Genomic DNA, 14,517 nt, shown 5'->3' with positions numbered 1-14,517 from the left:
GCAAGTTTAGCCCAGCATCCTTTCCAGCTCCGGCATATAGATGTTATACAGTATATAGGTGATGACCACCAGGACGATCATGATGATGACCAGGCTGTAGTTGGACTTTCTCACCCTTTCGTTGCGGTAGCGACCGGCGGCTTCGCCCCCGGTCCCCTGACGGAAGCCGCCGCGCAGGCGGGTCTTGATGCCTTCCACGCCACCGTTTTGCAGGGTTTCGATCCGCTGCCGCCGCTCCTCGGCCTCCTCCTTCTTGGGATCCCAGTAGCGGGGCTTGTAGGAGAACTGCTGGTTCTTGGGGGTTTTGAAGAGGCGGAGGAAAGCCATAGGGGGACGATTTATTGGTTAAAATAACGTCTTTAGGAGGGAAAAGATGCGGGTGAGAGTGGTCGGACCGGGAAGTGGTCGGATGGCTTACCGGTCGGGCGAGCATTTATCCCCCAGCAACCCTCCACCCCCGGAATCGGTTAACTTTGTGATTTCCGATAACCGCCAACCGCTATGCAATTACTGCTCACCCTTCTGCTGTTTTTCTCTCCTCCCGTTCACGATTACCACGTTTCTAAGACCAACGTGCGCTACGTGGCCGAACGCGGTCAGGTACAGGTGGAAATGCAAGTCTTCGTCGATGACCTCGAAGACGCCATGGTCGATGCCGGTGCCCCACGACTCGACATCGGAACCAAGGACGAACATCCCGAAACCAATCGCTACCTCACGGCCTACCTCGACAAGCATTTCCGGGTGGAGTGGAACGGCGAGAGCCTGCCCGTACAACTGGTCGGGTATGAACTGGAAGACGACATGCACGGCCTCTGGATCTATCTGGCCGCCGATGACGTGGCCGACCCCGAGGGAATAACGGTGGAGAATACCGTGATCACGGAGTATTACGCCGACCAGAAGAACATCGTAAAGCTCTTCAATGGTCAGCAGCGCCTGGCTACCCTGCTCATGGACCGCAACCGACCCGCGGGCAAGTACTAAGTCCGGCACCCCCTCTGCATCCTCCCTATCTACCACCAGTATGACCGAAACCGAAATCCTGCGCCCCCACGCCGAGGATGCCTACGCCCACGAACTCAGCGCCTTGGAAGCCACCGACCAGGACGTGCGCCCCGCAGGCTGGCGGCTGAGCCCGAAGGCCGTTGTGCGCTACATCCTGGGGGATACCCTGGAAGATGGTACGGTGATCACTACGAAGTACTTCGGCGAGCGCCGCCTGATCGAGGTGGCGGTGGCCAGCCTGGTAACCGACCGGGCCCTGCTGTTGGTCGGGGTGCCCGGAACCGCCAAGACCTGGCTGAGCGAGCACCTGGCCGCGGCCATCAGTGGCGATTCCACCCTGCTGGTGCAGGGCACGGCGGGCATGAGTGAGGATGCCCTGCGGTACGGCTGGAACTACGCCCGGTTGTTGGCCGAGGGGCCCAGTGAGGCCGCCCTGGTACCCTCTCCCGTAATGGTGGGCATGAAGACCGGCAAACTGGTCCGGATCGAGGAACTCACCCGGGTACCCAGCGACGTGCAGGATGCCCTGATCACCGTGCTTTCGGAAAAGATTCTCCCCATCCCTGAGCTCAACCGGGAAACTCAGGCGCGGCGGGGCTTCAACGTCATCGCCACGGCGAACGACCGGGACCGGGGGGTGAACGAATTGTCGAGCGCCCTGCGCCGCCGCTTCAATACGGTGGTGATGCCCCTGCCGGCCACCCTGGAAGAAGAAGTCCGCATCGTGGTCGACCGCAGCCGAGCCGCCGCGGAGCGGATGCAGTTGCCCCCCATCAAGCAGGACGCCGCCGCGGAAATCACCCGCCTGGTAACCATCTTCCGCGAACTGCGCAGCGGCCGCACCGAGGACGGCCGCACCCAGCTGAAGTCGCCCAGCTCCACGCTGTCGACCGCCGAGGCCATCTCGGTCGTCAACCAGAGTCGTGCCCTCAGCCACCACTTCGGCAACGGCGACATCGAAACGGAACACCTGGCCGCCAGCCTCTCCGGCGCGGTGGTCAAGGAGCCCGAACAGGACAGCGCCGTCTGGCGGGAATACCTAGACCTGGTGGTGAGGAACCGGCAGGGCTGGGAAGACCTGTACGCCGCCCTGTAGCGGGCAGACTACATACCGTATATCGGGAATGGGAACGACCCTATTTAAAAAACCGGACTGATTACCTTTGCATTCCCGAATCAGCCTCTTGTCCGGAACCTGGTTCAATCCTCATTGGCCAAGCCCTGTATGCCAGCGGCAGCCCACTTGTTATCTATGCGCGTCACCGAACATTTTGAACGGGCCAACGGCCAAACCCTCATCAGCTTTGAAGTCCTCCCCCCCCTCAAGGGCGGAAGCATGCAGGCGATCTTCGACACCCTGGACCCCCTGATGGAGTTCGACCCGCCGTTCATCGACGTCACCTACCACCGGGAGGAATACGTCTACAAGAAACGCCCCAGCGGGTACTACGAAAAGACGGCCATCCGCAAGCGCCCCGGTACGGTGGGCATTTGCGCCGCCATCATGCATCGCTACGGGGTGGATGCCGTTCCCCACCTCCTCTGCGGCGGGTTCACCAAGCAGGACACCGAGAATGCCCTCATCGACCTGGCCTTCCTCGACGTCCAGAATGTACTGGCGCTGCGGGGCGATGCGCGCAAGTTCGAGGGGCGGTTCGTGCCGGAAAAGGAGGGCCACCACTACGCCTGCGAACTGGTGGGGCAGATCGTCGATATGAACAACGGTCACTACCTGGACGAACTCATCAAGGACGAGCACGCCAGCAAGACCAATTTCTGTATTGGCGTGGCCGGCTACCCGGAAAAGCACTTTGAGGCCGCCAACCTCGAGCACGACCTGCGGTACGTCAAGGCCAAGGTGGAAGCCGGGGCGGACTACATCGTTACCCAGATGTTCTTCGACAACCAGAAGTACTTCGACTACGTCGACGCCTGCCGCAAGGTCGGAATCAACGTCCCCATCGTACCCGGCCTTAAGCCCGTCACCAAACTCTACCAGCTGAACTCCCTGCCGCGGATGTTCCACATCGACCTGCCCGACGACCTGGTCACGGCCATGACGAAGGCCAAGGACGCCGAAGCGCGGGTGCAGGTAGGAATTGAGTGGTGCACGGCCCAAAGCAAGGAGCTGAAAGCCCGAGGCGTACCCTGCCTTCATTACTACACCATGGGCGACAGCTCGACCATCCGCGCGATCGCCGAACAGGTTGCCTGAAAGGAATCCTGAAAATTCATTGCAAGTTTGTCTAAAGCCCGTATATTTGCGGCCGCTTCTGGCAAAATGGCGCGGTAGCTCAGCCGGTTAGAGCGCAGGATTCATAATCCTGAGGTCGGGTGTTCGAGTCACCCTCGCGCTACGAAAAAGGACTTCCCCGTTTTGGGGCGGTCCTTTTTTCATTGGTGGAGCAGGATTCATAATCCGGAGGCCGGCCCCGACCCCGATGGCTATCGGGGTCGGGGGAGTCACCCTCGCGCTACGAAAAAGGACTTCCCCGTGTTGGGGCGGTCCTTTTTTCATTGGTGGAGCAGGATTCATAATCCTGAGGTCGGCCCCGCCCCGATGGCTATCGGGGTCGGGGGAGTCACCCTCGCGCTACGAAAAGGACTTCCCCGTTTTGGGGCGGTCCTTTTTTTATTGGTGGAGCAGGATTCATAATCCTGAGGCCGGCCCCCGCCCCGATGGCTATCGGGGTCGGGGGCGTCACCCTCGTAGTACCTAGCAAAGGGCAGTGTGCAAAGAGAGCGTATCTTTTGCTGTGGCTCATGTATACATCCTTTACAGTAAAAAACTGGATCGCTACTACATTGGTAGCACTGCCTTGAATGTGGAAGAAAGGCTGGCGCAGCACAACTCGGTCCAAATGGCGACGGCAACCACTAGTCGTGGACAGCCGTGGGAACTGGTTCTGGTCCTGAAATGTACAAGCCGATTACAAGCCCAGCGTGTCGAGGGACACATCAAAAGAATGAAGAGCCGCGTGTACCTTCAAAACCTACAGCAGTATGATACGCTGCGGGCGAAGCTGTTAGCGCGTTACGCAATTCAAGATTCATAATCCTGAGGTCGGCCCCGATAGCTATCGGGGTCGGGGGAGTCACCCTCGCAGTAAATGGCAAAGGGCCTGTCCGGTTATGGACAGGCCCTTTGCAGCTCCTGAGATACCGCTAATTGCGGGTAATCGGGTTCGGTCAGACCGGCACGAGGAAGGTGCGGCGGATGTTGGATACCGAATTGGCGAATTCCGGGAGGCCCTTGATGCGGACCCACTCCGGGTGGGCGCTGAACTTGCTCCAGTTGGCGTCGCGTTCCTCCATGTCGTCAAACTGCAGGAGGTAGGCCAGGGCGGGGCGGTGGGGGCCGGCGATGAGATCGCCGTAAAACACGGCATCCAGGTCGGTGTCCTTGAAGATTTGCACTTCGTGGTCGTTGAACATGCGGATCTTCCGGCGGACGGCGTCCTCGGAGTAGCCTTCGTAAATGCGGAGCTCGAACAGTCCTGCGTTCGGGTCGGTACCTACGGATTTGGGCATGCCGTCGAAGGCGCGCATCAGCCAGGTGGTAAAGCGGGCGTAGATGGGCTTATCGGCCGATACCGCGTCGTATTCCTTGGCGGCGGACTGGTAGACCTGGTCGTCGGCCAGCGATTGGGCGGCCACGTAGGTGGCCGCATCCGGGTAGCTGATCATCGCGTGGAGCTTGGCCGGATTGGGCTGTCCGTATTCGTGGAAGAGGGCAAACTGGGTCGCACCCTTGCGCAGCAGGGCGGGGTGGAGGGCATTGGTAAGGTAATCGCGCAGCAGCTTTTCGTTGCCTCCGAAGTTCATCTCGTAGGTGCGCCACTCGATGATCTCGTTGTCGGCAGCGGGTCGGGTACGATTCATTGCTCCCAGGGGGCTTCCGGCGACGGCCACGGCACCCGCGGCACCCGCCTTAATGAAGTTTCTTCTTTGCATGATGGTTCTTTTCCGGAAAGATAGAACTTCTGGGCCGGCCGGCGACTATAGGAACGATTGGGTATCGCCCAAAAATGCCTCTATTGCCAATCCCTAAACGCTCCTCACTATGCAACACCCGGAATGGTCCCGCAACGCCGTCCTTTACCAGATCAACACCCGACAGTTTACCCCGGAGGGTACCTTCCGCGCGGCGGCCGGTGAGCTGCCCCGGCTGAAGCAACTGGGGGTGGATATCCTCTGGCTGATGCCCGTCCATCCCATCGGTGAGAAGAACCGCAAGGGAGAACTCGGAAGCCCGTACTCCATCCGCGACTACTACGGCGTGAACCCGGAGTTCGGTACCCTCGAGGACCTGAAAGACTTCGTAAGCCAAGCCCACGAAGCGGGTATGAAGGTGATCCTCGACTGGGTAGCCAACCATACGGCCTGGGACAACGCGCTCGTGGAGCAGCACCCCGAATGGTACGCCCGCGACTACAAGGGCGACTTCCGCCCCACGCCCTGGTGGGACTGGTCGGACATCATCGACCTGGATTACCGGCAGCCGGAGCTGCGCACCTACATGCGCGAGGTGATGGAATGGTGGGTACGCGAGGTCGACATCGACGGCTACCGCTGCGACGTGGCGGGCTACGTGCCGGTGGATTTCTGGGAGGAAGTGCGTCAAAGCCTGGATCAGATCAAGCCCATCTTCATGCTGGCCGAGTGGGAGAGCCGCGACCTTCACCGCGCCGCCTTCGACGCCACCTACGCCTGGAGCTGGCACGAAACCCTCCACCGCATCGCCCACGGGAAGGATGGGGTAGGGGCCCTTTTCGTCTACTACTCCTGGAACGAGCGGGCTTGGCCGGAAGACGCCATGCGCCTGGCCTTCACAGACAACCACGACAAGAACGCCTGGGAAGGTACCATGTACGAAATGCTGGGTGACGCCCTCGAAGCGGCCATCGCCCTTTCCTTCATCGGCGAGGGCATCCCCCTGATCCACAACGGGCAGGAAGCGGGGCTCGACAAGCGACTAGCCTTCTTCAGCCGCGACCCCATTGAGTGGAAGGAGCACCCCTTTGCCGAACTGTTTGCCCGCCTCAGCGCACTGAAAAAGGAGCATTCGGCGCTGGCGAATGCTCCCTGGGGGGCTACCATGATTCGGGTGCCGAACAACCATGAGTCGGAAGTGCTGAGCTTCGTGCGGCAGGACGAGAACGGCAAGGTTTTTGCCATCTTCAACTTTTGCGGCGAAGCGCGGACGGTACGTTTTTCCGAACGGCTGTATCCGGGGGTGTACACCGACGGGATCACCGGCAAGCAGGAGGAAATTTCCGTAGACGAAGACGTAGCCCTCCAACCCTGGGGGTGGAGGGTCCTTCTCGGAGTATAGGTTATGGGTTTATTGGGGCAGCACCTCTCTGCGGGCTACCCCAATAAACGGTCGTCCAGAGGCGTGACTTAAATCAGGTCATTCAACGTCTGGAGGTCCTCCTCCTCAAGATCGATGGCGGCGGCCCGGGTATTTTCCTTCAGGTGTTTTACGGAACTGGTGCCCGGGATCGGCAGGATGTTGTCGCTATGGGCCAGCAGCCAGGCAATGGCGATCTGGTAGATGCTGCTGTCGTACTTGCGGGCAATGCGTTGCAGTTCCGGGTTTTCCAGGGCGCCGGCGTCGAGGGGGTACCAGGGGATGAAGGCGATGTCGTTTTCGCGGGTCCAGGCCACCTCGTCCGCCCACTGCCGGTCGGTGAGGCTGAACTTGTTCTGTACGCTCACCACTTCGAAGTGTTGCTGGGCCTGCTTGATCTGGTCTACGTTGACCTCCGAGAGGCCGAGGTGACGGATCAGGCCTTGCTGCTGCAGTTCGGCGAGTTTGCCGAGGAATTCATCGGCCGGGACCTTCTTGTCGAAGCGGTGCAGCTGGTAGAGGTCGATCCGTTCCAGTTTCAGTCGTTTCAGGCTGCCCTTCAGCGCGGCCTCAAGATGTTCCGGGCGGCCGTTTACGGGCCATTCGTTCGGGCCGGTGCGCTCCAGTCCTCCCTTGGTGGCGATGAGTAGCTCTTCGGGGTAGGGGTGAAGGGCTTCGGCGATCAGTTCCTCGGAAACATTGGGGCCATAGCTGTCGGCGGTATCGATGAAATTGATGCCAAGGTCCCGGGTGGCCCGGAGTACCCGCAAGGCTTCGTCCCGGTCCTTCGGCGGGCCCCAGATGCCGTCGCCGGTGATGCGCATGGCCCCGTAGCCGAGGCGGTGAATGGTGATGTCTCCACCCAGGGAGTAGGTGCCCGACTGGGCGGCGGTGTTGTTCTGTGTCGTTAACATGGTAAAAGGGATAGTTTAATAATGCACGAGTGCGCTGCTTCACGAGCGGGCATAAAAAAACCCGGCGCGTACTCTCCTTTGCTAACGGGAGGGTATGCGCCGGGTTCTGACAGACTTCGTCTATCTCGGGGGTGATCAGGTGTCCTCCCCTTCAAGGCTGCCGAGGAAGGCAACCAGGTCGCGGATTTCGCGGCGGGTCAGCTTCTCTTCCATGCTGGGCATGCTGGACGGCAGGGTTTCTTCCTCCGCGATGTTGCTACGGGGGATGGTCTGGATGTCCTCCTTGCCTACCTTGATCTTGATGGCTTCGTCGGTGCGTTCCATGACGATGCCCGCGGTGGCCGTGCCGTCCTTCAGGGTGAGGTATACGGTTTCGTAGCCGGGGGCCAGCCGTGCGCTGGGCCGGATCAGGGCTTCCAGCATCTGCCGGTGGGTGAGGCGGTCGGCGATGCCTTCCAGTCCAGGGCCGACGTTGCCGCCGTACTCGAACACCGCGTGGCAGCGCACGCACTGGGCCGCTTCGTCGCGGTAGAAGATGTTCCGGCCGCGGCCTTCATCGCCTCCTTCGAGGGCAAAGGCGTAGAGGCCCAGGTCGCTGTCGACCTTACCGGCGTAGGCGGTCAGCGTCGCGTTCAGCTTGGGGTCGCCGTGCTGTTCCACGGCTTCGGCGAGGTCGAGGCGTACTTCCGCCGGGATACTGCCCTTCTCGAGGCGGGCCAGGAGGCGCGACAGCAGTTCGGCAGAAGCCGTGTCCTTCATTTCGGAGAGGCCCTGGAGGGCGGCCTGTTGCTCGACGATGGTACCGCCCTGCATCACCTTGTCGTACAGCTCCATGGAGCGTTGCTGGGGAATGCCGGAACTGGGCAGGATTTCCAGGGCGCGGGCGCGCAGGTTCCCGTCGCGGGCGGCGAGGGCCGTCTCCAGACTGCGGTCCAGGTCGGGGGCATCCAGGTCGTTCAGGGCGTTTAGGGCCGCAATGCGTACCGCGGCCGAGCGGTCACTTTCCAGCAGCTTCGTCAGTTGGGGAGTGGTTTCGGCCAAGCCAAGCCGGCCCGCGGCCTGGATGGCGGCCACCCGCACTTCCTCGCTGCCGCCGGACATCAGCTGGGCGATGGCGGGACCAATGGCCTTCACCGCGACCGTGGAGTCGCGTTTCAGCTCACCCCGGTAGCGGCCATCCACCCGGTCGAGCACCGAGGGGCGCCCCCAGGTGGCCAGGGTGGAGAGGGCTTCGGCCCGGAGCACGGCGGGAGCGCTGGTTCGCTGTACGTAGCGCACCAGTCGCTGTACGCTTTCGTCGCCCCCCACCCGCAGGTTGGCATTAATGGCGCGGCGGACGAGGGCTTCGGAGGTGAAGCGGGCTTCGTCGAGGGTAGCGGCCAGGGCCGGCAGGGCTTCGTCGATCGAGTAGTCGTCGTTGATTGCCCGGGCGGTCTCGGCCACGATGTATTCGTCGCGGTCGGCCAGGAATTCAGCTACCTTGGGAGACTCCATCCGGCGCAGGGCCACTACCGCTACGGTGCGGAGTTCCCGGGAGGGATTGTCCTTCAGGGCGACCATCGCATCGACGTTACCAATGCGGCCCAGGGCGATCATGCCCGCCATCCGGATGTAGATGTCTTCGCCGTTGTTCTCTTCCAGCACGGCGAGGATGGGTTCAACGGCAGCCTCGTTTTCGGTGCGGCCCAGGGCCTCAATGGCCATGAACTTCACCCGGGGCTCGGGGTGGCTGAGGGCCTGGATCAGCTCCCGGCCCGCGCCCTTGTAGCGCACGTCGCCGATCATGCGGATGGCCTGGGCCACGATCTCGGGGTCCTTGTCGGACAGCAGGGGCACCAGGGTTTTTGCCCGTTCCGCGTCCTGGCGGGCCAGCTGGCCGACCCCCCAGATGCCGTGGATGCGGCCCAGCTGGTTGGGGTTGTTTTTGGCGGTGGCCAGCAGTACGTTGTATCCTTCATCGCCGCGCTTGACCAGTTCAAACTGGGTATTGCGCCGCACCCGCTGGTCCTGGTGGGCGAGCATTAGCTGCAGGGAATCTAGGGATACCTTGTTGAGCTTAGTGGTCAGCAGCCGCTTCGTTTCCTGGCGGATAGGTGAATCGGCTCCGCCCGGAACGTCGAGCTTCCAGATACGGCCCTCTCCCTTGGGGTTCCAGCCGTTGATCCAGTCGCCGAAGTACAGCGCGCCGTCCACCCCGAAGTCGAGGCCCGTGGGCAGCAGTCCGGACACCACTTCCTTGGTCGTACCCAGCTTGAAGCCGGCGCCCTCCGGTTCGAGGGTGAAGGCGTGGATGGGCGAGTTGGCGGGGTTACCCCGGAATTCGGCGACAAAGAAGTGCTTGTAGTACTGGGGCCCCAGGGCGGTACCGGGGTTGTAGACGAAGCCGGTGGGGCCGTTGACGTAGTTCTGGATGGGCGGCAGGAAGTAGGCGGCCTGCCCGTCCCACCGGGGCTCGTACATCCGCTCGTCCATCCACACCTTGTAGGTATTGTTGTCCGGGTCGGTGTATTTGCCGAACTGCCAGTTGATCCGCCAGCCGGTATCCGATCCGTCGATTAGGTAGACCAGCCGCTCGCTTTCCCCGCTGTGGTCGCCGTCGTTGTCCTCGGTGATCAGGTTGCCGTAGTCGTCGAAGACGAACTCGTGGGTGTTCCTCAGGCCCATGGCAAATACCTCGAAATTGCTGCCGTCGGGGTCGCAGCGTACGACGGTGCCGCGGTTGGGGTATTTGTGTTCCTTGCCGTCCTTGTCGATGACGTTCATGCCAACGTCGCCGGCGCCCCACCAGATGCGCCCCTGGGGACCAACGGTGACGCCCGACATGCCGTGGCTGCCGAAGCCGATGTGCACGATCCAGCCATGGCTCAGCGATTCCTTTTCGTCGGCGATCCCGTCGCCGTCATTGTCGCGGGTGCGCCAGAGGTCGGGGCCGACGGAGATGTATACTTCCCCGTCGTGGTACTCCACGCCGTTGGCCAGGTCGGTAATCTCTTCATTGAAGTCTTCGAGGTAGAGTTGGGCGCGGTCGGCCACGCCGTCTCCGCTGCGGTCTTCCACGAACCATACTTCCTCCTTTTCGTGGGTTAGGTCCCGCCAGTCGAGCTTCCCGTCGCCGTTCAGGTCCTTCAGGAAGCGCTCGGATTCCTCGGTGCCTTCGGTGAAGGTCTTGCGGAGGAAAGCGCGCCGGTCCTCCACGGTTTCGAAGGAGATCGAGGCCGTCATCCAGTCGCGGTGGCCGCGGATGTCGAACTCGGAATGCTCCTGGCGGGTAGCGCTGGTGTAGTAGATCCGGCCGTCGGGGGCCACGCTGATGGCTACCGGATCGTTGACCAGGGTGTCGCTGGCCCAGAGGGTGAGCTCGAGGTCGTCTTCCAGCTGGATGTTGCTCTCCGCGCGGATCTTGCCGGCCAGGGTGGCGGCGGCCGCGGGGTCGATTTCAACGGACCGGGAAGGGTAGAGCTGGGTGGTTTTTTCGGGTTCCTGGGAGCAGTAGGCAAGGGTCATCAAGCCTAGAAACAGGGGGAACAATCTTTGCATGATCGGGGGTTAACGGTCGCTAAAGATAGCAGGCGACCCCTAACTTTCCTTCCCCGTCCGGGGAAAAAGGCATTAAAATTGTCTAATTGACACAGATGGCCGGATTTCCTGCGGTTGTGGCACCCGCGCGCCGCCGCCGCCCAGGGATTTTTAGCCCACCAGTGAGCCCCGACTGGTGTAGGCGCTCTCCGCCCCCGCCTTTTTCTCTATACGGGCATCCACGTAGCGGGTGAGGAGGTAAGAGCCGATCAGGCTGACGGCGACGCCCTCCATCAGGATGATTACGCCGGCGGTAACGGGGGTGAGGGCATTACCCAGTGGGGTGGCTGCTTGCAGCTCCGCCATCAGGTTGGGAGCGGCAATGAGGAAAAGGACGGTAAAGATCGAGAACATGACGGTGCCTACCGCGCCGATGAAGAGTCCCTGGGCCACGCCACTCACGTAATTCTGGTGAGTGTCGGGTTGCCTGATGCGCAGCTCCCGGATACCGTAGTAAAGGATGGCCATGTGCAGGAAACCATTGACCATCCGCAACTGGTAGTTTGCGGCGTAGCCCAGCAGGTAGCTCAACAGAAATATGGCCACCAACCCGCCAAAGAAGTAGAAACCAAACTTGAGAGCAATCGTTTTCATGTTCTGTGTTTAAACGAATACTCAAACCTTCGTTGGTAGTATTTAGTTTAACGCAGAATATTATTCGCCGATCCTTTCTCTTGCTACGGCTTCTTGGCCTGCTCGGTGGCGTCCAGCAGGTCCTGGGTAGCCTGCCGCAGCTCGTCCACGGTACCGGCAGGGTCGGCGTCTTCGTCCGCTGCTTTTTTCTTGCCGCGGCGGCGGGTCTTCTTGTGCTCGGCTTCCTCGCTGGCGGATTTCTCGCGGGCGACGGCCTCGGCTTCGGCGGTGTCTTCCGGACTGCTGCCCGCGGCGGGGGCGGCCGGGAAGGGTTCCTTGCTGAAGACCAGCCGGTCCGGCCCGCGGTCGGCGTAGATGGTGTCGCCGGCCATGAAGGTGCCGGCGATGAGGTCCTTCGACAGCTGGTCGGCCAGTTCGGCCTGCAGCACCCGTTTCATGGGGCGGGCGCCGTACTGGGGGTCGTAGCCTTTCTCGGCCAGCCAGCCCAGGGCGCGGTCGCTGATCTTGATCACCATGCCCTGGCGGGCCAGCATCTTCTCGGTCTTGTGCAGCAGCAGGCGGGCGATCTGCTTGATCTCCTCCCGGGTAAGGGGGGTGAACATGATGCGCTCGTCGATCCGGTTGAGGAATTCGGGGCGCAGGTTCTCCTGCAGGGTCTGGAAAACCTCCTCCCGGGTGGTTTCGATGATGTCCTGCCGGTGCTTGTCGTCGACGTTGGCCAGGTCCTCGAAGTTCTCCAGGATGGTATCGGACCCCATATTGGAGGTCATGATGATGATGGTGTTCTTGAAGTTGGCTACCCGCCCGCGGTTGTCAGTCAGGCGGCCATCGTCGAGCACCTGTAGCAGAATGTTGAAGGTGTCGGGGTGGGCCTTCTCGATCTCGTCGAGCAGCACGATGGAGTAGGGGCGCTGCCGCACGGCTTCGGTGAGCTGTCCGCCCTCGTCGTAGCCCACGTAACCCGGAGGGGCACCCACCAGCCGGCTCACGGTATGGCGCTCCTGGTACTCGCTCATATCGATGCGGGTGATGGCCCGCTCGTCGTTGAAGAGGACTTCGGCCAGGGCCTTGGCCAGTTCGGTCTTGCCCACGCCCGTGGGGCCCAGGAAGATGAAGCTGCCGATGGGGCGGTTCTCGTCCTGCAGTCCGGCCCGGCTGCGGCGCACGGCGTCCGAAACGGCGTGGACGGCCTCCTCCTGCCCGATCAGCCGCTTGTGGAGCTCGTCTTCGAGCAGCAGCAGCTTGTCGCGCTCGCTCTGCAGCATCCGCTGTACGGGGATGCCGGTCCACCGGGCCACCACCTCGGCGATGTCGTTGGCGGTCACTTCCTCGTTGGTGAAGCGCTTTTCGTCGGGGAGGTTCTCGAGTTCCTTGTCGGCCGCGGCGAGCTGCCGCTTGAGGTCCTGCAGCTGTCCGTAGCGGATTTTGGCCACGGTTTCGAAGTCGCTGTTGCGTTCGGCCTTGGCGGCTTCGTGCTCCAGTTCCTCGATGGTTTTCTTGATGTTCTGGCTGCGGTCCACCAGTTCCTTCTCGTTGCGCCAGCGGGCCCGGAGGCTGTCGCGCTTTTCGCGGGCGTTGGCGATCTGCTCCTCGATGATGTGGAGCTTGGGCAGGCTGTTCTCCCGCTTGATGGCCTCCCGCTCGATTTCGAGTTGGCGCACGCGGCGGTCCCACTCGTCGATTTCCTCGGGCACGCTGTCCAGCTCCAGCCGCAGGCGGGCGGCGCTCTCGTCGATGAGGTCGATGGCTTTGTCCGGCAGGAAGCGGTCGCTGATGTAACGGTTGCTGAGCTCCGCGGCGGCGACCAGCGCCTCGTCCAGGATCTCGATCTTGTGGTACACTTCGTAGCGCTCCTGCAGGCCGCGCAGGATGGACACGGTGTCCTCCACGCTGGGCTCCTCGATGCGGACGGTCTGGAAGCGGCGCACCAGGGCCTTGTCTTTCTCGAAGTATTTCTGGTACTCGTCCAGGGTGGTGGCGCCGATGGTCCGCAGGTCGCCCCGCGCCAGGGCGGGTTTCAGGATGTTAGCGGCGTCCATGGCCCCGTTGCCGCCGCCGGCCCCGATCAGGGTGTGGATCTCGTCGACGAAGAGGATGTACTGTCCGTTGCTGTTGGTCACTTCCTTGATGACTCCCTTGAGCCGCTCCTCGAAGTCGCCCTTGTACTTGGCTCCGGCCAGCATGCCGGCGATGTCGAGCACGAAGATGCGCTTCTGCCGCAGGCTCTCGGGCACGTCGCCCTTGACGATGCGCCAGGCGATGCCCTCCACAATGGCGGTCTTGCCCACGCCGGGCTCCCCGATGAGCAGGGGGTTGTTCTTCTTGCGGCGGCTCAGGATCTGCAGCAGGCGGCGGATCTCCTCGTCGCGGCCCACGATGGGGTCAAGCTTGCCGTTCTCGGCGCGGTCGTTCAGGTTGACCGTATACTTCTGCAGCAGATTATAGGTATCGTCACTGGATGGGTCGCTGACGGTCTTGCCCTTCCGCAGCTCCTCGATGGCCCCGCGGATGCCCTCGTTCGTCGCCCCGAGGTCTTTGAGGATACGGGCGCCCTTGTCGCTGGCACCCTGGATGATGCCGAGCATCATGAGTTCGATGCTGATATACTGGTCGCCGAAATCGACGAGCATCTTCTTGGCGCGGCTCAGGGCGCGGTTGGCGTCGCCGGTGAGGTACTGCTTCGATTGCCCCTTTACGCGGGGGTAGTCCTGCAGGATCTGCTTGAGTTCACGACGTACTTCCGGCAACCCCACACCTACCTTTTTCAGGATGAAGTCGGCCACGCTCTCGTCCACCGTGATGATGCCGGCCAGGAGGTGGGGGGTGTCTACCTGCTGCTGGTCCATCTCCTTGGCGATCTTCTGGGCCTGGATGATGGCTTCCTGAGCTTTGGTGGTGAAGTTTTCGTAAGTCATGTGGCTAGTATAAGCTATTCAAATCGCAAGGTAACGCAAACGCGGACCGCTTCCCGCTGCGGGGCGACCTTCCAGGGCGGAGAATCGACGAGCGTCATCCATCACAACACGACAAGGTGGCGCTTGGATGTGGTGGGGCTGCGGCTTCCTCCGGTAC

11 protein-coding genes and 1 tRNA gene are annotated in these 14,517 nt (G+C 61.9%); 6 read left to right on the top strand and 6 right to left on the bottom strand.

Going from position 1 to position 14,517, the window contains the following annotated elements; translation table 11 throughout:
- Positions 1-6: 6 nt before the first annotated feature.
- The gene (locus CGL56_RS07630; RefSeq protein WP_099105930.1) at positions 7-327 is read right to left on the bottom strand and encodes a hypothetical protein; all 321 of its coding nucleotides are present in this window, start codon (positions 325-327) and stop codon (positions 7-9) included.
- Positions 328-501: 174 nt separating this feature from the next.
- Here CGL56_RS07630 and CGL56_RS07625 point away from each other — a divergent pair, with 174 nt between their 5' ends.
- The 5 genes from CGL56_RS07625 to CGL56_RS18630 all read left to right on the top strand — a co-directional run bounded on the left by CGL56_RS07625 (position 502) and on the right by CGL56_RS18630 (position 4,064).
- Positions 502-987 (top strand): DUF6702 family protein, encoded by a 486-nt coding sequence (locus CGL56_RS07625; protein ID WP_099105929.1) that lies wholly within the window; start codon positions 502-504, stop codon positions 985-987.
- Positions 988-1,027: 40 nt separating this feature from the next.
- Positions 1,028-2,104, top strand: coding sequence for an ATP-binding protein (locus CGL56_RS07620; RefSeq protein ID WP_099105928.1), 1,077 nt, complete (start codon positions 1,028-1,030; stop codon positions 2,102-2,104).
- A gap of 156 nt (positions 2,105-2,260) precedes the next feature.
- Positions 2,261-3,223: a methylenetetrahydrofolate reductase [NAD(P)H] gene (metF, locus tag CGL56_RS07615; RefSeq protein ID WP_099105927.1), complete on the top strand. Its 963-nt coding sequence runs from the start codon at positions 2,261-2,263 to the stop codon at positions 3,221-3,223.
- A gap of 68 nt (positions 3,224-3,291) precedes the next feature.
- Positions 3,292-3,365, top strand: a tRNA-Met gene (locus CGL56_RS07610).
- A 372-nt stretch (positions 3,366-3,737) separates the two neighbouring features.
- The gene (locus tag CGL56_RS18630) at positions 3,738-4,064 is read left to right on the top strand and encodes a GIY-YIG nuclease family protein (protein WP_099105926.1); all 327 of its coding nucleotides are present in this window, start codon (positions 3,738-3,740) and stop codon (positions 4,062-4,064) included.
- 133 nt (positions 4,065-4,197) lie between these two features.
- Here the strand turns inward: CGL56_RS18630 and CGL56_RS07600 are convergent, their stop codons facing one another.
- Entirely contained in the window at positions 4,198-4,962 is a 765-nt protein-coding gene (locus CGL56_RS07600) for an NIPSNAP family protein (protein WP_099105925.1), read from the bottom strand.
- A gap of 109 nt (positions 4,963-5,071) precedes the next feature.
- On the opposite strand from CGL56_RS07600, the gene CGL56_RS07595 reads away from it, so the two are divergent.
- Positions 5,072-6,343 carry an alpha-amylase family glycosyl hydrolase gene (locus tag CGL56_RS07595; RefSeq protein ID WP_099105924.1) on the top strand — a complete coding sequence of 424 codons (1,272 nt, stop codon included), beginning with the start codon at positions 5,072-5,074 and terminating at the stop codon, positions 6,341-6,343.
- Between the two features lie 68 nt (positions 6,344-6,411).
- On the opposite strand, the gene CGL56_RS07590 is transcribed toward CGL56_RS07595, so the two are convergent.
- The 4 genes from CGL56_RS07590 to CGL56_RS07575 all read right to left on the bottom strand — a co-directional run bounded on the left by CGL56_RS07590 (position 6,412) and on the right by CGL56_RS07575 (position 14,360).
- A complete protein-coding gene (locus tag CGL56_RS07590) occupies positions 6,412-7,275 on the bottom strand; it encodes an aldo/keto reductase (RefSeq protein ID WP_099105923.1) in 864 nt (287 codons plus the stop codon).
- A gap of 135 nt (positions 7,276-7,410) precedes the next feature.
- Positions 7,411-10,812 carry a HEAT repeat domain-containing protein gene (locus CGL56_RS07585; protein ID WP_143470653.1) on the bottom strand — a complete coding sequence of 1,134 codons (3,402 nt, stop codon included), beginning with the start codon at positions 10,810-10,812 and terminating at the stop codon, positions 7,411-7,413.
- Positions 10,813-10,962: 150 nt separating this feature from the next.
- Positions 10,963-11,445 (bottom strand): hypothetical protein, encoded by a 483-nt coding sequence (locus CGL56_RS07580; RefSeq protein ID WP_099105921.1) that lies wholly within the window; start codon positions 11,443-11,445, stop codon positions 10,963-10,965.
- Positions 11,446-11,528: 83 nt separating this feature from the next.
- Positions 11,529-14,360: an ATP-dependent Clp protease ATP-binding subunit gene (locus CGL56_RS07575; protein ID WP_099105920.1), complete on the bottom strand. Its 2,832-nt coding sequence runs from the start codon at positions 14,358-14,360 to the stop codon at positions 11,529-11,531.
- Positions 14,361-14,517: the final 157 nt, after the last annotated feature.

This window comes from Neolewinella marina (genome assembly GCF_002631205.1).
GTDB lineage: Bacteria > Bacteroidota > Bacteroidia > Chitinophagales > Saprospiraceae > Neolewinella > Neolewinella marina.
Note: the sequence above shows the minus strand (reverse complement) of the source record. Positions and strands in the feature narration are given on the sequence as shown.